The 19133-nt window shown below is 66.2% G+C and carries 18 protein-coding genes and 1 riboswitch; of the genes, 10 read left to right on the forward strand and 8 right to left on the reverse strand.

Annotation, left to right across the window (positions count from 1 at the left end; all coding sequences use genetic code 11):
* Positions 1-48: 48 nt before the first annotated feature.
* Complete coding sequence (locus ACM9LZ_RS06020; protein ID WP_416618445.1) at positions 49-1050, forward strand: MBL fold metallo-hydrolase; 1002 nt, start codon at positions 49-51, stop codon at positions 1048-1050.
* Between the two features lie 321 nt (positions 1051-1371).
* On the opposite strand, the gene ACM9LZ_RS06025 is transcribed toward ACM9LZ_RS06020, so the two are convergent.
* Both ACM9LZ_RS06025 and trxB read right to left on the reverse strand, forming a co-directional pair.
* Positions 1372-2283, reverse strand: a complete 912-nt coding sequence (locus ACM9LZ_RS06025) for a LysR family transcriptional regulator (protein ID WP_416618446.1) — start codon at positions 2281-2283, stop codon at positions 1372-1374.
* Positions 2284-2584: 301 nt separating this feature from the next.
* The gene (gene trxB, locus ACM9LZ_RS06030) at positions 2585-3538 is read right to left on the reverse strand and encodes a thioredoxin-disulfide reductase (RefSeq protein WP_416618447.1); all 954 of its coding nucleotides are present in this window, start codon (positions 3536-3538) and stop codon (positions 2585-2587) included.
* Between the two features lie 304 nt (positions 3539-3842).
* Here trxB and ACM9LZ_RS06035 point away from each other — a divergent pair, with 304 nt between their 5' ends.
* The 3 genes from ACM9LZ_RS06035 (at position 3843) to panB (ending at position 8053) form a co-directional block, all read left to right on the forward strand.
* Positions 3843-5969, forward strand: a complete 2127-nt coding sequence (locus tag ACM9LZ_RS06035) for a protein-disulfide reductase DsbD family protein (RefSeq protein ID WP_416618448.1) — start codon at positions 3843-3845, stop codon at positions 5967-5969.
* Positions 5970-6166: 197 nt separating this feature from the next.
* Positions 6167-7078: an RNA polymerase factor sigma-32 gene (locus tag ACM9LZ_RS06040; protein WP_416618449.1), complete on the forward strand. Its 912-nt coding sequence runs from the start codon at positions 6167-6169 to the stop codon at positions 7076-7078.
* A gap of 150 nt (positions 7079-7228) precedes the next feature.
* Positions 7229-8053 (forward strand): 3-methyl-2-oxobutanoate hydroxymethyltransferase, encoded by an 825-nt coding sequence (gene panB, locus ACM9LZ_RS06045; protein ID WP_416618450.1) that lies wholly within the window; start codon positions 7229-7231, stop codon positions 8051-8053.
* 20 nt (positions 8054-8073) lie between these two features.
* Here the strand turns inward: panB and ACM9LZ_RS06050 are convergent, their stop codons facing one another.
* Entirely contained in the window at positions 8074-9537 is a 1464-nt protein-coding gene (locus ACM9LZ_RS06050; protein WP_416618451.1) for an ankyrin repeat domain-containing protein, read from the reverse strand.
* Positions 9538-9644: 107 nt separating this feature from the next.
* Positions 9645-9773, forward strand: a riboswitch (TPP riboswitch).
* Positions 9774-9840: 67 nt separating this feature from the next.
* Here ACM9LZ_RS06050 and thiC point away from each other — a divergent pair.
* Positions 9841-11682: a phosphomethylpyrimidine synthase ThiC gene (thiC, locus tag ACM9LZ_RS06055; protein ID WP_416618452.1), complete on the forward strand. Its 1842-nt coding sequence runs from the start codon at positions 9841-9843 to the stop codon at positions 11680-11682.
* A 67-nt stretch (positions 11683-11749) separates the two neighbouring features.
* Here the strand turns inward: thiC and ACM9LZ_RS06060 are convergent, their stop codons facing one another.
* The gene (locus ACM9LZ_RS06060; protein ID WP_416618453.1) at positions 11750-11917 is read right to left on the reverse strand and encodes a YdcH family protein; all 168 of its coding nucleotides are present in this window, start codon (positions 11915-11917) and stop codon (positions 11750-11752) included.
* Between the two features lie 287 nt (positions 11918-12204).
* Between ACM9LZ_RS06060 and ACM9LZ_RS06065 the strand changes: the two genes are divergently transcribed.
* Positions 12205-12765, forward strand: coding sequence for a UbiX family flavin prenyltransferase (locus tag ACM9LZ_RS06065; protein WP_416618550.1), 561 nt, complete (start codon positions 12205-12207; stop codon positions 12763-12765).
* Positions 12766-12858: 93 nt separating this feature from the next.
* Complete coding sequence (locus ACM9LZ_RS06070; RefSeq protein WP_416618454.1) at positions 12859-13056, forward strand: hypothetical protein; 198 nt, start codon at positions 12859-12861, stop codon at positions 13054-13056.
* 360 nt (positions 13057-13416) lie between these two features.
* On the opposite strand, the gene ACM9LZ_RS06075 is transcribed toward ACM9LZ_RS06070, so the two are convergent.
* Both ACM9LZ_RS06075 and ACM9LZ_RS06080 read right to left on the reverse strand, forming a co-directional pair.
* A complete protein-coding gene (locus ACM9LZ_RS06075) occupies positions 13417-14376 on the reverse strand; it encodes a DnaJ C-terminal domain-containing protein (RefSeq protein ID WP_416618455.1) in 960 nt (319 codons plus the stop codon).
* Between the two features lie 162 nt (positions 14377-14538).
* The gene (locus tag ACM9LZ_RS06080; protein ID WP_416618456.1) at positions 14539-15009 is read right to left on the reverse strand and encodes an RT0821/Lpp0805 family surface protein; all 471 of its coding nucleotides are present in this window, start codon (positions 15007-15009) and stop codon (positions 14539-14541) included.
* A gap of 157 nt (positions 15010-15166) precedes the next feature.
* On the opposite strand from ACM9LZ_RS06080, the gene pdxH reads away from it, so the two are divergent.
* The 3 genes from pdxH (at position 15167) to ACM9LZ_RS06095 (ending at position 17750) form a co-directional block, all read left to right on the forward strand.
* Positions 15167-15757 carry a pyridoxamine 5'-phosphate oxidase gene (pdxH, locus tag ACM9LZ_RS06085; protein ID WP_416618457.1) on the forward strand — a complete coding sequence of 197 codons (591 nt, stop codon included), beginning with the start codon at positions 15167-15169 and terminating at the stop codon, positions 15755-15757.
* Positions 15758-15778: 21 nt separating this feature from the next.
* Positions 15779-16681 (forward strand): cation diffusion facilitator family transporter, encoded by a 903-nt coding sequence (locus ACM9LZ_RS06090; protein ID WP_416618458.1) that lies wholly within the window; start codon positions 15779-15781, stop codon positions 16679-16681.
* Between the two features lie 208 nt (positions 16682-16889).
* Positions 16890-17750: an MBL fold metallo-hydrolase gene (locus ACM9LZ_RS06095; protein WP_416618459.1), complete on the forward strand. Its 861-nt coding sequence runs from the start codon at positions 16890-16892 to the stop codon at positions 17748-17750.
* A gap of 43 nt (positions 17751-17793) precedes the next feature.
* On the opposite strand, the gene ACM9LZ_RS06100 is transcribed toward ACM9LZ_RS06095, so the two are convergent.
* Positions 17794-18711: an SRPBCC domain-containing protein gene (locus tag ACM9LZ_RS06100; RefSeq protein WP_416618460.1), complete on the reverse strand. Its 918-nt coding sequence runs from the start codon at positions 18709-18711 to the stop codon at positions 17794-17796.
* On the reverse strand, positions 18689-19063 hold the full coding sequence (locus ACM9LZ_RS06105) for an ArsR/SmtB family transcription factor (RefSeq protein ID WP_416618461.1): 375 nt from the start codon (positions 19061-19063) through the stop codon (positions 18689-18691). Before ACM9LZ_RS06105 ends, ACM9LZ_RS06100 begins: the two co-directional genes overlap by 23 nt.
* Positions 19064-19133 lie beyond the last annotated feature (70 nt).

Below are 19133 nucleotides of genomic sequence, written 5' to 3' on the forward strand. Positions count from 1 at the left end.
GCCGGCACAATCATCGGATCATCCATCCCGACACGCAAAGGAAGCAACATGCCGCATCGATCGTCCCCCCTCCTCGGGCTTGTCCTGGCGGCCCTGGCTTCGACCGCCCTGCTGGTGCCGGCGGTGCCCGCCGCACTTGCGGCCGATGCCGTTGCCCGGCAATGGACGCAGGCCCCCGGCTTTCACCGGTTCAAGCTGGGCACGATGGAGGTCACGGCCATCTATGACGGCAATCTGCGCCTGTCCACCAGCCTGTTGAAGAACATCACCGCCGATGATCTGGAAAGCCTGCTGGCCGCCCGGTTCCTGTCATCGGCCGAGGGGGTCCAGACGGCAGTGAACGCCTATCTGGTCAATACCGGTGACCGCCTGGTGCTGGTGGATAGCGGTGCCGCCGGACTGCTGGGGCCGGACGCCGGCGGGCTGGTCGCCAATATCCGGGCGGCCGGGTATGAGCCCTCCCGCATCGACACCGTGCTGCTGACCCATCTGCATCCCGACCATGCCGGGGGGCTGCTGTCGCGCGATGGCAAGGCGGCCTTTCCCAACGCCACGGTTCGCGCCTCCCAGGCCGATATCGATTTCTGGCTGAGCGCGGAAGTGGCGGCCAAGGCGCCGGCCGATGCGCAGCCCTTCTTCAAGATGGCACGGGATGCCGTCGCCCCCTATCAGGCGGCTGGGCGTTTCAAGAGTTTCGCGGCCGATGAGGAATTGCTGGCCGGTATCCGTGCCGTTGAGGCGGGCGGCCACACGCCGGGGCATAGCGGCTTCCTGCTGACCGTGGGTGACGAAAGCCTGCTGGTCTGGGGTGACATCATCCATAGCCACGCCGTGCAGTTCGCCCGTCCGGAGGTTGCGATCGAGTTCGATATCGACAGCAACCGGGCCGTGGCCACGCGCAAGCGCCTGCTGGAATGGACAGCGGGCAAGCGGATCTGGGTTGCCGGTGCCCATCTGCCGTTCCCCGGCATCGGCCATGTGCGCGCCGAGGGAACGGGATATGGATGGGTTCCGTTGGAATATGCACCGGTGGCAAAGCCGGGGCCGTAACCCTCTCTTCTGCCCATGCCTGATTCGCCCTGTCCCGGCTCCCTGGTCCGGGGCGGGGCGATGGCCAGCAAGGGTGTGCCTATCGGACGGGCAGCGGGGTGCCTGCTGGTTGGGCAATGATATCCAGACAAAAAAACGGCCGGAAAGCCATGGGCTTCCGGCCGAGTTGAACAGGGAGGCTTCACGTCTGGGAGACGCTGGGTCAAAGACCCAACCCCGACCGGGTAAATCGGGGTGAAACATCGCCGCTGCGTCGCAGCAGCGATGGCCTAAGATTTATGCATCTTGGCCGATTATACCAGGGGTGAAGCCAAGCCCGAGTTATGCGTTTGATGCATGGCTTGACGGGAACGTCTCAGCCACCTTCTTGACCAGGAAATCACGGAAGACGGCAATGCGCTTGGAATGGCGCAATTCTTCCGCGTAAACGAAATAGGCATCGATGCGCGGGCCGCTGACTTCCGGCAGAACGCGAACGATATCCGGCTGTCCGTCCACCACATAGTCGGGCAGGGATGCGATACCCAGGCCGGACTGCACGGCGCGGAACATGGCATAGAGGCTGTTGACGCGCAGGGCGGTGCGACGCTCCCCGCCCGGCGGGTCGCCGACATGCAGGGCCCAGTTGATGTTGGTGACCGGCGCCCGCGCCTCGTTGGGGTAGGCGATCAGGTCATGCTGGTCCAATTCCGCCACCGATTGCGGCACGCCGCGCTTTTCGATGTAGGATTTGTGGGCATAGAGATGGACACGCACCGTCATCAGGTGGCGCTGGATCAGGTCCGGCTGACGCGGGGCCGACAGGCGGATGGCGATATCCGCCTCCCGCATCGACAGGTCCAGCTCATTATCATCCAGCAGCAGCGTGAGCTGCACATCCGGATAGAGCGACAGGAAGTCCTTCACCCGCGGTGTCAGCCAGGTGGAGCCCAGTGCGATGGTGGTCGTGACCTTCAGCGGGCCCTTCGGATGTTCCTTCGATTCGGAGAGCATCGCCTCCGTCATCGAGAGCTTGGCGAACACTTCCCGCGCGGTGCGATAAAGCAACTCGCCCTGTTCCGTCAGGATCAGCCCGCGTGCATGGCGATGGAACAGCGGCACATGGAGGCTTTCCTCCAGCGCGCTGATCTGCCGGCTGACCGCCGACTGGCTGAGGTTCAGGGTTTCCCCCGCATGCGTGAAGCTGCCCGCCTCTGCCACAGCGTGAAAGACGCGAAGCTTGTCCCAGTCCATGGACCCGTCCCTAGATAGTGGCGCAACTGCCGAACGCCGGATGACGTCCCTGGCGCCCTGTCCTGTTGGTCGAACACGGGAATGCGCCCGACGCATGGATGATATACAGCCCCCGCCGCCAATGCTAGGGCTTGTCATCAATTTGTCGATCGACCGCAAGCTATCGTATTGTTCTTGCAACAGTTCGGCGCCGAAAGTCCCCGGCATCCTGCCCTTAGGTGGTATCATCCCGACAGGCGGAGGTATGTTTTGACCTGCCTGTCGGGTGCGTTAACCGTGATTTCCCGTGCCGGTTGTCGAATCAATGGCCGGCGAGGAAACGTTCCACTTCCAGCGCCGCCATGCACCCCATGCCGGCGGCCGTGACCGCCTGGCGGAATACCTTGTCCTTCACGTCGCCGGCCGCGAAGACACCGGGAACGTTGGTGCGGGTGCTGTCCGGGTCGGTGACGATATAGCCTTCATCGTCCATACGCACCTTGCCCTTGAAGACGCTGGTGGCCGGATCATGGCCGATGGCGACGAAGACGCCGTCAAGCGACAGTTCGGTGACGCCGTCCGTCTTGACGTTGCGCAGACGCACGCCCGTGACCAGCTTGGGGTCGGTGAAACTGGAGCCGCCCTGGCCCAGTATCTCCTCCACCACGCTGTCCCAGACGATTTCGATCTTGGGATTGCTGGCCACACGCTCCTGCAGGATACGCTCGCCGCGGAAGCTGTCGCGGCGATGGATCAGGGTAACCTTGGAGGCATGGTGGGTCAGGTACAGCGCTTCTTCCAGCGCGGTATTGCCGCCACCGATCACGGCCACTTCCTTGCCGCGGAAGAAGAACCCGTCGCAGGTGGCGCAGGCGGAGACGCCGGCCCCCTGGTAATGCTGCTCGCCGGGGATGCCCAGCCAGCGGGCCTGTGCGCCCGTGGCGATGATCACGGTGTCGGCCACGAATTCATCCCCGCTGTCAGCCTTGCAGACGAAGGGGCGCTGCGTGAAATCGACGTCGCTGATGATGTCGAAGAACATCTTCGTGCCATAGCGTTCCGCCTGGGCGCGCATCTGTTCCATCAGGTGCGGGCCCTCCACCGGGTCGGCGAAGCCGGGGTAATTCTCCACATCCTTGGTGATGGTCAACTGGCCGCCGGGCGTCATGCCCTGGACCAGCACCGGCTCCAGGCTGGCGCGGGCGGCATAGATGGCGGCGGTATAGCCGGCCGGGCCGGCGCCGATGATCAGGACCTTGGAACGGTGGGTGGCCATGATGCTTCCTTCGAAGGGCTTAATGCTGTTGGGGTTGCCTGGCAAATGGGGGCGACCCTGCGGGTCCGGCAAGGGGCATGCCGGTCGGGGCGGGGTTGCGACCCTACAGCCGTGCCCCGGCGGGGGCAATCGGTCTTGTGCCCCGCTTTCCGACGGTCGGGCAGGCGGGCTGGTGCCTTGCGGCATGGGACGTGCCGGGCGAAATACCCCGAAATCCCCGCCGGACGGCACACCGGGGCTGGCCCCGGGGCGCCCGGCACACTACATAGGGAGGCGATCCGCCGCTCTTGCATGGTTCCTGGTGATGAAGAAATACGGCCTGTCCGTGTTGTGCGCCCTGTTTCTGGCTGCCGGCCTGTCCGTTGCCGCGGCCGCGGCAGGCGTGCGCAGCAACATTGCCGCCACGGACAATGTGGAAACCTTCATCACCCTGGAAACCACGGGCGTGGCGCCGGGCCAGACCGTCTGGGCCGCCCTGACCCAGAATATCCGTCCCCATTGGCACACCTATTGGGTCAATCCCGGCGATAGCGGCATCCCGACGGAAATCGCCTGGACCCTGCCGGAAGGCTGGAAGGCGGACGCCATTACCTGGCCGGCGCCCGAGCGGTTTCCCATCGGGCCGCTGGTCAATTTCGGCTACAAGGACACGGTGCATCTGCTGGTGCCGCTGACCGTGCCCGCCGATGCGCCGGCCGGCCAGACGGTCAGGCTGGACGCCCAGGTGGACTGGCTGGTCTGCGAGGATATCTGCATCCCCGAATCGGCCGCACTGTCCATCGCCGTTCCCGTGCTGGCCGAAACGGCCCCGGTGGACCCCGACGCGGCGGCGCTGTTCGCGGCGGCGCGCGCCGCCCTGCCGGTGCCGAGCCCGTATGAAGCCACCCTGTCGCCGGGCGACAAGACCCATCGGCTGGCCCTGGCCGCCCCTGGTCTGGATCGCGGCCGTGTCACGGATGTGTTCTTCTTTCCGCATGAATATACGGTGGCCGCCTCCAACGCGACACAGCCCATCACCCTGGATGCGGCGGGGCTGACCCTGACGCTGGAACCGGCGGGCGCGTTGCCGGCCGGGCCCGTCACGGGCGTGCTGACCTTCACCGAGCAACTGGACGGCCAGAGCCTGCGCCATGCCCTGGCGGTGGAGGCGGCCGTGGGACCGCCCGCGGCGGCACTGTCCCCGCCGCCGGCCGGATTGCAGACCGGCCTGTTGTCGGCGCTGCTGCTGGCCCTGGCCGGCGGTGCCATCCTCAACCTGATGCCCTGCGTGTTCCCCGTGCTGTCCATGAAGGCGCTGGCCCTGATGCGCCATGGGCCGGGGGAGGCGCGGCGGCACGGGCTCGCCTATACGGCGGGCGTGCTGGTCTGCTTCGGCATTGTCGCCGGGGCGCTGATCGCGCTGCGTGCCGGCGGGGCGGCCATCGGCTGGGGCTTCCAGCTTCAGGACCCGCTGGTCGTGGCCGTGCTGGCCTATGTCATGCTGCTGCTGGGACTGTCGCTGTCGGGCGTCTTCACGCTGGGCGGCTCCATCATGGGGGTCGGCCAGGGGCTTGCCGGGCGTGACGGGCTGGCGGGCAGCTTCTTCACCGGCGTTCTGGCCACGGTGGTTGCCACACCCTGCACGGCACCCTTCATGGGCACAGCGTTGGGTTTCGCCATCACCCAGCCCTGGCCCGTGGCCCTGTCGGTGTTCCTGGCCCTGGGCCTGGGCATGGCACTGCCTTTCCTGGCGTTGTCCTTCTCTCCGGCATTGCTGAGGCGCCTGCCCCGGCCGGGCATCTGGATGGATCGGGTCAAGCAGGCCTTGGCCTTTCCGCTCTATGCTTCGGCCGCCTGGCTGCTCTGGGTCCTGTCGATCCAGGCCGGGCCGGCGGCCCTGGCTACGGTGCTGGCCGGCATGGTGGCCATCGCGTTCGCCGCCTGGGTCTATGGCCAGACGCGGCTGTCCGGCGGGGCTATGCGTGCGTTCGGCACCGTGCTGGCCGTGCTGGCCCTGGGCGGCGCCATCGCCGGGGCGACCACGGCTGCCCCCACGGCGGCGGGCGGGCAGGGCCCCACCGCCACCGCCGATGCGGCCGCCGCCGGGTTCGAGCCCTGGACTCCGGACCGCCAGGCCGCCCTGCTGGCCCAGGGCAAGCCGGTCTTCGTGAATTTCACGGCGGCCTGGTGCGTGACCTGTCTGGTCAATGAGCGGACATCATTGTCGACGGCAGGGGTGCGCCAGGCGCTGGGCCAGAAGGGCGTGACCTATCTGAAGGGCGACTGGACCAACCGCGATGCCACCATCGCCCGAGTGCTGGAAAGCCATGGCCGCAGCGGCGTTCCGCTCTATTTGCTGTACCGGCCGGGCGAACAGGTGCCCGTGATCCTGCCGCAGATCCTGACCGAGGGTATTGTGCTGGACGCGCTCGCTCCCCTGCCGCCCGCCTGATTTGCCACGGAACCTATCACCACTCAGCGTTGTTCCCCCCTGGAGCGATGCCGGCAGCGCCGGGCCGATATGTCCTTGAGGATATGACCCCTGGCGGGCTTGCGGCCCCATGGTCCGCGCCTTATCTTAGAATTATTCTAAGAAGGATGGCGCGGCCGGCGCACCGGTGCCCCGTGCGACATCCGGGAGGACAGATTATGGCCAGTTACACCGAAAGTCCCGAATTGCTGCGGAGCTTCACGGCCCAGGCCAACCGCTATCCCATGCTGCGGCCCGAGCAGGAGGACAGGCTGGCGCGCGACTGGACGGAACGCCAGGACCGCCGCGCCTTCGATCAGCTTGTCCACAGCCATATGCGCCTTGCCGTGAAGGTCGCCGCCAAATATGCCCGCTCCGGCCTGCCCGTGGCCGATCTCGTGTCGGAAGCCAATATCGGGTTGATCAAGGCCGTGCAGCGTTTCGACCCGACCCGCGGCTTCCGTCTGGCCACCTATGCCCTTTGGTGGATCCGGGCGGAGGTGCAGTCCTTCGTGCTGCATAACTGGTCGCTGCTGAAGGGCGGCAACACCGCCACCTTGAAGCGCCTGTTCTTCAATCTGCGTCAGACCCAGCGCAAACTGGGCATCCATGACCGGATCATGAGCGATGAGGAAGCCGCACAGGTGGCCGAGAAGCTCAGCGCCAGCATCGAGGAGGTGCGGGAGATGGAGCACCGCTTCGCCACCCCCGTCAGTTCGCTGAACGTGCAGGTGGGCGAAGAGGGTGACCATGAGGCCATCGACCTGCTGGCCGATGACCAGGACAGTGTCGAGGAGCGGCTGGCCGAGCAGGGTGAGCTGAATGCCCGGCGCGCGCTGATGACGGACGCGCTGACGCAACTGGGCGACCGGGAGCGGCACATCTTCGCCGCGCGCAATCTGGCCGACCAGCCCGTGACGCTGGAGACACTGGCCCGCCAGTATGGTGTCAGCAAGGAGCGCATCCGCCAGATCGAAAGCGGCGCCTATAAGAAGGTCGTGCGGCGCGTGCGGGCCCAGGTGGACACGGTCGCCCCCATGCCCCCGCCGATGGCGCTGGGCCGGCGCACGGCGGCGATGGCCATGGCTTGAGGCGCCCTTTGTCCCGCCCTTGCCCCTTTTTCTTCTCCCCAGCCTTTGACGGGCCGGCCCTTGTGGCCGGCCCGCCGTGCTTTACCTGTTCCCCGAAGTGATGTAGGGCTTGCCGCAACGCACAAATAATCACGACTGGAGGATACGGCCATGAGTGCCAGCGCCCAGGTGAAGCGCGTCAGCGTGCCCGACATCGCGGCCCGCAAGGGGCAGGAACCCGTCGTCATCCTGACTGCCTACAGCGTTTCCATGGCCCGCCTGCTGGACCCGCACTGTGATTGCCTGCTGGTCGGCGACAGTCTGGGCATGGTGCTTTACGGGCTGGACAGTACACTGCCCGTCACCCTGGACATGATGATCAATCATGGTGCCGCCGTGGTGCGCGGATCGTCCAGGGCCTGTGTCATCGTCGACCTGCCCTGGGCCAGCTATCAGGAAAGCCCTCAGCAGGCCTTCCGCAACGCCGCCCGCGTGCTGGCGGAAACGGGTGCGCAGGCCGTGAAGCTGGAAGGCGGGGAAGAGATGGCGGAAACCGTCGATTTCCTGGTCCGGCGCGGCATTCCCGTCATGGGGCATGTCGGCCTGACGCCGCAGGCCGTCAACGCGCTGGGCGGTTACCGGGCCCGCGGCCGGTCTGACGCCGAACAGCAGAAGATTCTGGGAGATGCCCGCGCCGTGGCGGAGGCAGGTGCCTTCTCCGTCGTCGTGGAAGGGGTGGTGGAGCCGCTGGCCCGCACCATCACGGAGAATGTGCCGGCCATCACCATCGGCATCGGCGCCAGCCCTGCCTGTGACGGTCAGGTCCTGGTGTCCGACGACATGCTGGGCCTGTTCGGCGGCTTTACGCCCAAATTCGTGAAACGCTATGCCGAGCTGGGGGATCAGATATCCAGTGCCGCCGCCGAATATGCGGCAGAGGTGCGGTCGCGCGCCTTTCCGGGCCCCGCCCATCTGTTCGGTGTGAAAAAGGGCTGATCCGTCCCCCTCCGGCTGTCCTACCGGTCGGGGGACAGAAGGGTGCCCGCCTGGTCCCGATCCCCGGTCGCCAGGCGGGGGTTGACGGGCACGGGGCCATTTCCCCGCAGATAGTCCAGCGGCGTCAGCCCTTCATCATCCCGCGCGCCGGGATCGGCACCGGCGGCCAGCAAGGCCCGGATGACAGGCAGGCCGGCATTGGCGGCGGCATAATGCAGCGCCGTGCGCTTCCCATGCCGGGGGGCGTCATAGGGGCCGGTTTCGGCCGTCGCGGCATCCACCCGCGCGCCCTGGTCCAGCAGCCACGCCACCGATGCCGGCTGGTCGGCCTGCGCCGCGGCCATCAGCGGCGTCTTGCCGAAGCCGTTGGGCATGTCCGGACCGTTCCCGGACACCATGTCGGGCAGCAGATCGGGTCGCCGGGCAGCGGCCAGATGGGACAGCGGGTCGATCCCGGCCCAACGCGCGCAGCGGGCGAACGCATCATCCGGCCTGTCCGTATTACCGGCTTCCATGGCGGCGCGGACGGCATCCGCCGGCGCATCATCCAGCAACAGGGTGCGCGCATGGCCGGACGGCACCCCAGCCTCCCCGCAATCGCCACCCCATACGACCGCGAACAGGGCGTTGCGCGCCAGCTGTTCGGCTTCCTGCCCGTGGGCCGGCCGGTAATACGCGGTCAGTGCCGCCCTTGCGGCCGCGTAGGATGGCTGTATCCGGCCGATGAAAGCCCGATGGTTGGCGGGTGACAGATAGGCCCAGACCGCATAGGGCCCGCCATTGCCGGGCGGGGCCGGCGGCAGCCCCGCCGGGTCCAGCCGTGCCTGTTCCAGAAGGGCCGCCTGCCGGCCGCCCAGCGCGAACCGTAATGTGCCCCCATGGGTGCCCAGAAAATCGCCGTCCGCCAGCCGCCCGGCTTCCATGAAAGCCGTCATGGCGGCGTCGGGAAAGCCGGTGACCGTACCCCGGTTCCAATCGCATCCCGACCGGGGCAGGAAATTGTCACGGTTGCCGGCGAACTGCGGCTGCGTGGCGGCCAGCAGGCCGGGCCGTCGCGCCAGCACCGCGCAGGGGATGGCATAAAAGGCGGAATGGCTGTTCACCGCCCCCGTGCTGGACAGCAGCCGCACCAGCGGCAGCAGGCTTTCATCCGTGCCGTCATAGGGCAGGGGCGGGCCCAGCACGTCCAGCATGTAATCATCGGTGCGCCCGTCTGGCAGAGTGGCCAGATCGTGGGCCAGTGCCGCGATTTCCTGCCGGCCATCCGGGCGGAAGGCATGCAGGTACAGCAGCAGGTCCAGCCGGGCCAGCGGGGTGCCGGCGCCGCGCATCGCCGCCTCTGCCGCCGCCGGGTCCCGGTCCATGCCGGCGATGGCGCGGTCATAGGCGTCGCCGCCGACCCCATCTCCGGTCCCGCCACCGGCCAGAATGGTCACGGCCAGCAGAAGCAAACCCGAGGCCAGCAAGGATCGAAGCAGGGACATGGGGCCTCTCCCGTGTGCCGCAAACGGGCCGGACCCTATCATGATGCCAACCATGCGGAAACCGAAACACCCCGTCTTGACATCCGCCGCCTGCCGCCGCACCCTCCGCCCTGTCCAAGGGGAACCCCGGCAAGGGGCTGAGACACCGCATGGACCGCCGACAGGCGGCACCGGCGCGGGAACCCTTCGAACCTGATCCGGGTCGTACCGGCGTAGGGATGGAAGCATAGGGGCCCCGTACCGCCCCACACGTGCCGCCGCGTTCCGTGCGCAAACCCGGATCTCCAGCCAACGGAGGTCCAGATGCCAGATACCACCATTACCGATCCCGAATTCCGCGTCACGACCGGCCCGCTGCCCGCGTCGCGCAAGGTGCATGTGGCGGGAGAACGCTTCCCCGACATCCGCGTCGCCATGCGGGAGATCGACCTTTCGCCCAGCGCCGATGAGCCGGCCGTGCGGGTCTATGACCCGTCCGGCCCTTATACCGACCCGGGGGTGCGGACCGATATCCGGCGGGGGCTGGCCGAATTGCGCCGGTCCTGGATCAAGGCGCGCGGCGATGTGGAAGCCTATGACGGCCGGGACGTGAAGCCGGAGGATAATGGGCTGAAGGACGGCCAGGAAAGCCCCGTCCCCCTGTTCGACCGCGCATCCCGCCGGCCGCTGCGCGCTAGGCCGGGGGCCAACGTGTCCCAGCTTCATTATGCCCGCAAGGGCATCGTCACGCCCGAGATGGAATATGTCGCCATCCGCGAAAATCTGGGCCGGCAGCATCTGGCCGGACAGGCCGCCCGCGACGGGGAGGATTTCGGGGCATCCATCCCCGATCACGTGACCCCGGAATTCGTGCGGGACGAGATTGCGCGCGGTCGTGCCATCATCCCCAACAACATCAACCATCCGGAAACGGAGCCGATGATCATCGGCCGGAACTTCCTGGTGAAGATCAACGCCAATATCGGCAATTCGGCGGTCACCTCCAGCGTGGCGGACGAGGTGGACAAGCTGGTCTGGGCCACCCGCTGGGGGGCCGACACGGTGATGGACCTGTCCACGGGCCGCAACATCCACACGATCCGCGAATGGATCATCCGCAATTCGCCGGTGCCCATCGGCACGGTGCCCATCTATCAGGCGCTGGAGAAGGTGGGCGGCAAGGCGGAGGACCTGACCTGGGACCTGTTCCGCGACACGCTGATCGAACAGGCCGAACAGGGCGTGGATTATTTCACCATCCATGCCGGGGTGCGGCTGGCCCATATCCCGCTGACGGCCAGGCGCGTGACGGGCATTGTCAGCCGCGGCGGCTCCATCATGGCCAAATGGTGCCTGGCCCATCACAAGGAGAACTTCCTCTACACCCATTTTGAGGAAATCTGCGAGATCATGAAGGCCTATGACATCGCCTTCTCGCTGGGCGACGGCCTGCGGCCCGGCAGCATCGCCGATGCCAATGACGCCGCCCAGTTCGCGGAACTGGACACGCTGGGCGAACTGACCCAGATCGCCTGGAAGCATGATGTGCAGGTGATGATCGAAGGGCCGGGCCATGTGCCCATGCACAAGATCAAGGCCAATATGGACAAGCAGTTGAAGGTCTGCGGCGAGGCACCCTTCTACACGCTGGGGCCGCTGACCACCGACATCGCACCCGGCTACGACCACATCACCAGCGGCATCGGGGCGGCCATGATCGGCTGGTTCGGTACCTCCATGCTCTGCTATGTCACGCCCAAGGAACATCTGGGCCTGCCCGACCGCGACGATGTGAAGGTGGGCGTCATCACCTACAAGCTGGCCGCCCATGCCGCCGACCTGGCAAAGGGCCATCCCGGCGCGCAGGAACGTGACGATGCGCTCTCCCGCGCCCGGTTCGAATTCCGCTGGCGCGACCAGTTCAACCTGTCGCTGGACCCGGAGACGGCGGAGAAATACCACGACCAGACCCTGCCGGCGGAAGGCGCCAAGCTGGCGCATTTCTGCTCCATGTGCGGGCCGAAATTCTGCTCCATGAAGATCACACAGGAAGTGCGCGACTATGCGGCGGCGCAGGAGGGGATGGCCGCCATGTCTGCGGCATTCAAGGAAAAGGGCGGGCAGGTCTACCTGTCGGACAGGCCGGTGCCGGACGATCATCATTGAAACAAAAGGCCCCCGTCCGGTGTTCGGACGGGGGCCTTTCCTCTGGCTGATCGGGCCGGAGATGCCGTCAGGCGCGGGCCAGACGGTCCATCTCCTCCTTCACGCGCAATTTCTCCATTTTCAGGCGGGTCAGGGTCGTTGTATCCGGCAGGGGGCGGCGAGCTTCCAACCGCACCTCCCGATCCAGGGTTTCGTGCTTGACGCGCAGGGCTTCAACACGCTCGGGGAACAACATACGGCCTTCTCCTTCTGTAACGATGGAACAATGGACGTGTCTGATTGTTGGAACCTGAAACGCGGACGGCCTTTCCGATCCGTATGGCTGATGGACGATCCTGACATGGTTTTGTCATCCGTCCGTCTATGCATATGGATAGGGTGGTCGGTTTTTTCGAGGGTCGTCTAGCCACCCTGGACGAAAACCATCGGGGGCGCTACATCACCTCCATGGCAGATATCCTCCCACAGCCGGCCGGTTCCTCCGGTCCTGACCAGTACCCGGCCGCCACACCGGCCCGACGGATGATCGTCGGGATCAGCGGGGCGTCGGGCATTGTTTACGGCATACGCCTGCTTTCCACGTTACGCCGGCTTGGCATCGAATCCCACCTTGTTCTGAGCAGGTCTGCGGAAGTGACCTGTGCGCATGAGTCGGGGCTGAAGGTTGCCGACATCAGGGCGCTGGCCGATGTGAACTATTCCATCACCGATATCGGGGCCGCCATCTCGTCGGGCAGCTTCAGGACCATGGGCATGATCGTGGCCCCCTGCTCGGTGCGCTCCCTGTCGGAGATCGCGTCAGGCGTCACCAGCACCCTGCTGACCCGCGCGGCCGACGTGGTGCTGAAGGAACGGCGGCGGCTGGTGCTGATGCTGCGGGAGACGCCGCTGCATCTGGGCCATATCCGGTCCATGGCTGCCGTGACGGAAATGGGGGCCATCGTCTACCCGCCGGTGCCGGCCTTCTATGCCCGGCCTGCCAGCATCGAGGAAATGGTGGATCACACGATCGGCCGCGTCCTTGACCTGTTTGATCTGGATACGGGCCGTGTGCGGCGATGGGGAGAAGCGGGAGGCACCTGACCGGATGGATAGGGAACATCCCGTGTGGCTGCACTGTTGATTGAATAACGGCGTCAAATGCGCCGGATCGAACAACAACAGACGAGCAGAGCCATGTCCACCAAGCTGCTGAACCGTTTCGCCCTGGTCACCTTCCTGGCCGCCGCCCCCCTGGCGCTGGCCGCCTGCGACAACAAGGGTCCTGCCGAGCGGGCCGGCGAGAAGATCGATGATGCGGCCGAGCGGGCCGGCGATCAGTTGGAAGATGCCGGCGACAAGATCGAGGATCGCCTGGACCGCGCGCGGGATTGACCGCCAGCCCGGCTGATCGACCACAGCGTCAAGGCTGCCGGGTGACAAGTCACGGCGGGGGTGCGGGGCTTGGGCTCCCGCACCCCCGCCGTCCACGCATCCGAGCCGTTGGCAGACGGGTGGCAGACGGATGGCAGGCGGGCGCCGGTTCCTGTCATACCAAGGCGGGTTGAGTGGAACTCATCGCATCTTGGTTGGCGCATCGCATCTTGGTTGGCGCATTGAGCGCCCGCGCGCCCATGCGCGCGCAAGCCCAGCCGCCGGATGGCGGCGCCCGGCGCATGCGGGGTGCATTGATCAGGACCAAAGGATCTGATCAATGCAGATACATATCAGACCTCCCTGTCAGGCCGATGAGTGCTATCCGATCCCCAGCTTGCGCCGCACGTCGTAATCGCCGCGGCCCTTGGACCATTTCTCGATGAAGCTGGTCAGTTCGGCATCGGGCTTGTCGGGCAGCATGACGACCAGCTTCACGTATTGGTCGCCCGTCACCTTGCGGTCGGGATTGGGGATGCCCTTGCCCTTCAGGCGCAGGATGGTGCCGCTGTTGGCACCGGCCGGGACCTTCACGGCCACCTGCCCGTCCAGCGTCGGCACTTTGATGGCGGCCCCCAATATCGCCTCGGGCAGGGTGACCGGCACCTCAATATGGATGTCGTCATCCTTGCGCGTGAACAGCGGATGGTTGTCGACCTGCACCTCGACGATGGCATCACCGGCCCCCGCACCACCGAGCCCGGGCAGCCCCTGGCCCTTCAGCCGCAGCCGTGTCTGGTCGCGTGTGCCGGGCGGAATGTTGACATCGATGGTCTTGCCCGTGGAAAGGGTCAGCCGCCGCTTGGCGCCCAGGCAAGCATCGGCGAAGCTGACCGACACCGAATAGCTGACATCGGCGCCCTTGGCCTTCACACCGGAACCCCCGCCCGCGGAATAGCGGCGGCGGGTGGCCCCGAAGATGTCATTAAAGAATTCATCGGCGAAGGGATCGTCGCCCCCCGCATCCCCGCCGGCGCGGCCCTTGGCCCCGGCCCCGCTGCGGCCCGCACCGCCCGGGCCCTGCCAGGGACCGCGGCGGAAACCGTGGCCTGCCCGCTCGTTGCCGGCTGCGTCGATTTCGCCCTTGTCGAAGCGCGCGCGCTTGTCGGCGTCTGACAGCAGGCTATAGGCCGCGTTGACTTCCTTGAATTTCTGTTCGATGTCGGCCCGACCCGGATTGAGATCGGGATGGTACTGCTTGGCCAGCCGGCGGAACGCCTGCTTGATATCGTCGGCGGAGGCGCTTCGCATCACGCCAAGGACCAGGTAGGGATCGCGCATGGTCACCAGAGAAGCAACGGGGAAGGCAACAGGGGGAAATCCTGCCGCATCCTACGCCCCGGCTTGGGCGGGTCAAGCGTGCCCGACAGGAAGGGGGTGGCGCATGCGTATAAAAACCCCGCCGGATGGGGTGACCCGGCGGGGGTTGAGGCGGGGTTGGCGTCAGCTCACGATCTTCCAGCTGCCGTCCGGCTGCTGGCAGGCGCGGCCGAAAGCCTGCTCGCTGCGGCCGCCGACAATGATCGTCTGCTGGTATTCGCGGCAATAGGCGCCGGTTTCGGCCTGGCGGCCTTCCTGGGTCGGCGTCACGATGACGCGGTTATTGTTGTTGGGGTTGTCCCAGATGATGGGCTGGTTCAACGGCGCACTGAACGAAGCGTAGGTGTTGCGCTCCAGCGCCTGGCGGTCGGCACGGTCCAGCGAGGCGCCGACCTCCGATCCGATCAGCGCGCCCAGAACGGCACCGGCACCCGTCGCCCAGAGCTTGCCCGAACCGCCACCGATCTGGCTGCCGGCCAAGCCGCCCATCAGGCCACCGATCACGGCGCCGCCGGTCTGCTTGTTGCCGCCCGAGTTCTGGCACCCGGCCAGCAGGGCCACCAGCGCGGTGGCGACGACAATCTTGCGAATCATGTTTCCGAGCCTTTCCAAATCATATCCTTCCCCCATCATTTGCCGCCGGGCTGATCGGCCTGCGGGCGGGTGCCATGCGGGGGAAGCACATGGACAATCGTTCGATGCTCTCTATCCTCCCCATCAATTCGGGCGCAACTATGACGAAGATCAAGCCATGACGCTGGAAGCCGCCACCGATCCTTTTGCGCTGTTCCGTGACTGGTTCGCCGAGGCCGAGGCCACGGAAATCAACGACCCCAACGCCATGGCCGTCGCCACCGTGGGCGCCGATGGCCGCCCCACGGTGCGAATCGTGCTGTTGAAGGCCCTGGATGACCGGGGCTTCACCTTCTACACCAACACGCAGAGCCGCAAGGGCGAGCATCTGGCGGCCAACCAGGTGGCCGGCATCAATTTCCACTGGAAGTCGCTGCGGCGGCAGGTGCGGGTGGATGGGCTGGTGGAGCCCGTTACGGAGGCGGAGGCCGACGCCTATTTCGCCAGCCGGCCCCATGGCAGCCGGATCGGCGCCTGGGCCAGCCAGCAGTCCCGGCCGCTGGACAGCCGCAGCACCCTGGAACAGGCCGTGCGCGATACGCAGGCGCGGTACGCGGATCAGGCCGTGCCGCGCCCGCCGCACTGGTCGGGCTATCGCGTCGTTCCCGACCGGATCGAATTCTGGCAGGATCGGGAATACCGGCTGCATGACCGCATCATCTTCACCCGTTCGGATGGGGGGTGGGACAAGGGCCGGCTTTATCCTTGATCCTGGTCGGGAGGGGGTGGCATGGCGGCGGATGTGGACCGGTATCGGCGGCTGGCCACCTATGCCAGCGTCACCGTCGCCCTGATCCTGATCGCGGCCAAGCTGGCGACCTACATGGCGACGGGCGCGGTGTCGATCCTGTCCTCCCTGATGGACAGCTCGGTGGATCTGCTGGCCTCCGTCGTCACGCTGCTGGGGGTGGCACAGGCCTTGCGGCCGCCGGACAGCACTCACCGGTTCGGGCATGGCAAGGCGGAACCCCTGGCGGCCCTGGCACAGTCGGCCTTCGTGGCCGGGTCCGGTGTGTTCCTGGCCTATGAGGGAGTGGGGCGGCTGGTCGATCCGCGCCCCGTGACGGCGCCGGAACTGGGTATCGCCACGATGGTTTTCGCCATCCTGATGACGGGGGGCCTGCTCATCGTGCAGCGCTGGGTGATCCGTCGCACCGGCTCCATGGCCATTGCGGCCGACAGCATGCATTACAGCGGCGACCTGCTGATGAACAGCGCCGTCATCGCCGCCCTGGCGCTGACGGCGTGGAGCGGCTGGCCCTATTGGGACCCGATTTTCGCCCTGTCCATCGCCGCCTTCCTTGTCTGGGGAGCCAGCCGCATCCTGCGTGCCGCGCTGGGCGTGCTGATGGATCGCGAATTGCCGGAAGCGGACCGGGACCGGGTGACCACCGTGGTCAAGGCCCATATCCAGGCGCGCGGCATCCATGACCTGCGCACGCGCTCCACTGGCATCGGCCAGCATATAGAGTTCCACCTGGAACTGGACCCGCACCTGACCCTGGCCGAGGCGCACGACATTACCGATGAGATCGAGCGGGAATTGCGTGCGGCCTTCCCCAGTGCCGAATTCGCCATCCACCAGGAGCCGGCAGGCCTGGATGACGAGCGGCTGGATCACCGGATAAGGTAACCCCAGGACATCGCCTATCCGTTCAGTCAGGTGGGTTTGCGCACGCCACCCATGACGGAATCGTGACCGGACCTGTGTGCATCGTCACAGGTTCACCGGCACGGACGCATTTATTTTCATGGAACTTCGACGCATTCGATGGAATGTTTCCATCCATTCGTCGGGGGTACGGATGGCGGGGCGACCTGCCCGGCCACAGGGGCATGAAATGGAGTTCAAGGTCAAGTTCTGGGGCGTGCGCGGCACCTTTCCCTGCGCCTATGCCTCCCACCTCGCCTATGGTGGCAATACGAGCTGCATCGAGGTCACGGCCGGCGACCGCACGCTGATCCTGGATGCTGGCACGGGCCTGCGCGGCCTGGGCAAGCGCCTGCTGCGCGATAAAATCCGCAATGCCACGATGCTGCTCAGCCATGCGCATTGGGACCATATCAATGGCTTTCCCTTCTTCGAGACGGGGTATTGGCCGGATTTCTCGCTCGACATCTTCGCCCGTGACCTGACGGGCTGCGAATGTATCGGGGAGGTGCTGACCTCCTGCATGGAAAAGCCGCTGTTTCCCGTACCGCTGACCACCATGCGCGCGCGCATGGCCTTTCAGAATCTGCATGCCGGCGACCAGATCGATTTCGCGCCGGGTCTTGTCATCAAGACGGGCGAACTGAACCACCCCGGCGGGGCCGTGGGTTATCGCATCGAATATGGCGGCCGGGCCTTCTGCTACATCACCGATACCGAACATGTGGCCGGCCAGTTGGATCAGAACATCCTGGCCCTGATCGAAGGGGCCGATGTCGTCGCCTATGATACGACATACACGGAAGAGGAATATGCCACGCGCGTCGGCTGGGGCCATTCCACCTGGAACGAGGGTGTGAAGCTGGTGCGGGAAGCGGGGGCCAAGCGCCTGTGCCTGTTCCACCACGATCCCGACCATGATGACGCCGCCATGGCTGCCATCGAACGCGATGCCCGCCGGGCCTTTGCCGGCGCCTTTGCGGCGCGCGAGGGTGCGGTGCTGGACCTGATGAACCTGCCGGCGGTCGGCGGTGTGGTCGCGGCGGCGTGAACCGGGCGGGGAGGAGTGCCCCCCGCCCGGTTCACGAGCATGATCACGCCTCCCAGCTTTTCGCGGCCTCCACCAACTGGTCCACGGCGGTCGACCAGCCGTCATAGAACCCCATCTCCGCATGGCTGGCTGCGCCCTCGGGCGTCAGGTGCATGGCGCGGGCCGTGTAGCGCGTGCCGCCCAGATGGTCCTCGAAGGTGATGTCGGCCGTAAAGGCGATGAAGCCCGGCGTCACGGGGCGGAAACCCGGCGCCATGGTGTTGGTGAAGACCAGACGCCTGCCTTCTTCGATCAGCAGATAGATGCCGGGATTGTCGGACGCACCGCCATCCGGCCCTTCCATCCGGGTATAGAATTCCCCGCCCGGCCGCAGGTCCATGCGGACTTCCTTGGTCTGCCAGGGGCGCGGGCACCACCATTGCTTCAGATGTTCGGGGCTGGTCCAGGCCTTCCAGACCAGGTGGCGGGGCACATCCAGGATGCGCGTGATGCCCAGGTCGCGGTCGGCCACCAGCACCTGCCGCTCCAGCCGTTCCAGGGTCTGGTGGCCGCCGGCCTCAGCCCCGAACTTGCGTTTTTCCTCCAGCGACTCCACGGTGGGGCAGACCATGGTCAGGGTGACCTTGGTCTTGTCGCTCCCGACCTCCTCCAGCCGGATCGACGCATCGAACAGGCAATGGTCGGGATCGTCGCCGCCATGCTCATATTCCAGCAAGGCCGGTTCCTGCACCGTGCGGTAGCGGATCCAGTTCTCGAAATCCTGGCCCCAGCCATGCATCGTGTAACGCCAGGTGCCCCCCGGCCGCACATCCATCTGATGGACCGTGGTGGAGAAGCCGTTGGGCCCCCAGAACAGGGGAATATGCTTCGGGTCGGTCAGCACCTTCCACACCAGCAGACGCGGTGCGTTCAGGGTGCGGGTGATCACCATGCTGCGATCAGCGGGCGGCGGGTTCATCATCGGTCGCTTGCTCCTGTTTTTTCAAAATCTGCAAATAGGCGTCCAGCCGGTCGAACCGGGCCTCCCATACGGCCCGCTGCCGCGCGATCCATTCGCCGGCGGCATCCATGGCGTGGGGTTCCAGCCGGCAGGTGCGCACACGGCCCACCTTCTCGGTCCGGATCAGGCCGCAATCCTCCAGCAGCCGCAAATGCTGCATCAGGCTGGGCAAGGCCATGGGCAGCGGCTTCGCCAGTTCCCCCACGCTCGCCGGCCCTTCCGCCAGCCTTTCCAGCACGGCCCGGCGCGATGGGTCGGCCAGGGCGTGGAACATGCGGTCGAGATTGACGGGGTTGGATTGAGTGTTAGGCATATACCTAAGTATCAGGGTGGGCGGAGGATCGCAAGAGATAGTTTGTAGAACGCCTAACTATTGGCCCGCG

Origin of the sequence: Niveispirillum fermenti (assembly GCF_048066175.1) — a bacterium.
Lineage (GTDB): Bacteria > Pseudomonadota > Alphaproteobacteria > Azospirillales > Azospirillaceae > Niveispirillum > Niveispirillum fermenti.

Coding starts and splice junctions, on each gene's coding strand:
- ACM9LZ_RS06020 (WP_416618445.1), top strand. CDS start 49: ATGCCGCATCGATCGTCCCCCCTCCTCGGGCTTGTCCTGGCGGCCCTG.
- ACM9LZ_RS06025 (WP_416618446.1), bottom strand. CDS start 2,283: ATGGACTGGGACAAGCTTCGCGTCTTTCACGCTGTGGCAGAGGCGGGC.
- trxB (WP_416618447.1), bottom strand. CDS start 3,538: ATGGCCACCCACCGTTCCAAGGTCCTGATCATCGGCGCCGGCCCGGCC.
- ACM9LZ_RS06035 (WP_416618448.1), top strand. CDS start 3,843: ATGAAGAAATACGGCCTGTCCGTGTTGTGCGCCCTGTTTCTGGCTGCC.
- ACM9LZ_RS06040 (WP_416618449.1), top strand. CDS start 6,167: ATGGCCAGTTACACCGAAAGTCCCGAATTGCTGCGGAGCTTCACGGCC.
- panB (WP_416618450.1), top strand. CDS start 7,229: ATGAGTGCCAGCGCCCAGGTGAAGCGCGTCAGCGTGCCCGACATCGCG.
- ACM9LZ_RS06050 (WP_416618451.1), bottom strand. CDS start 9,537: ATGTCCCTGCTTCGATCCTTGCTGGCCTCGGGTTTGCTTCTGCTGGCC.
- thiC (WP_416618452.1), top strand. CDS start 9,841: ATGCCAGATACCACCATTACCGATCCCGAATTCCGCGTCACGACCGGC.
- ACM9LZ_RS06060 (WP_416618453.1), bottom strand. CDS start 11,917: ATGTTGTTCCCCGAGCGTGTTGAAGCCCTGCGCGTCAAGCACGAAACC.
- ACM9LZ_RS06065 (WP_416618550.1), top strand. CDS start 12,205: ATGATCGTCGGGATCAGCGGGGCGTCGGGCATTGTTTACGGCATACGC.
- ACM9LZ_RS06070 (WP_416618454.1), top strand. CDS start 12,859: ATGTCCACCAAGCTGCTGAACCGTTTCGCCCTGGTCACCTTCCTGGCC.
- ACM9LZ_RS06075 (WP_416618455.1), bottom strand. CDS start 14,376: ATGCGCGATCCCTACCTGGTCCTTGGCGTGATGCGAAGCGCCTCCGCC.
- ACM9LZ_RS06080 (WP_416618456.1), bottom strand. CDS start 15,009: ATGATTCGCAAGATTGTCGTCGCCACCGCGCTGGTGGCCCTGCTGGCC.
- pdxH (WP_416618457.1), top strand. CDS start 15,167: ATGACGCTGGAAGCCGCCACCGATCCTTTTGCGCTGTTCCGTGACTGG.
- ACM9LZ_RS06090 (WP_416618458.1), top strand. CDS start 15,779: ATGGCGGCGGATGTGGACCGGTATCGGCGGCTGGCCACCTATGCCAGC.
- ACM9LZ_RS06095 (WP_416618459.1), top strand. CDS start 16,890: ATGGAGTTCAAGGTCAAGTTCTGGGGCGTGCGCGGCACCTTTCCCTGC.
- ACM9LZ_RS06100 (WP_416618460.1), bottom strand. CDS start 18,711: ATGATGAACCCGCCGCCCGCTGATCGCAGCATGGTGATCACCCGCACC.
- ACM9LZ_RS06105 (WP_416618461.1), bottom strand. CDS start 19,063: ATGCCTAACACTCAATCCAACCCCGTCAATCTCGACCGCATGTTCCAC.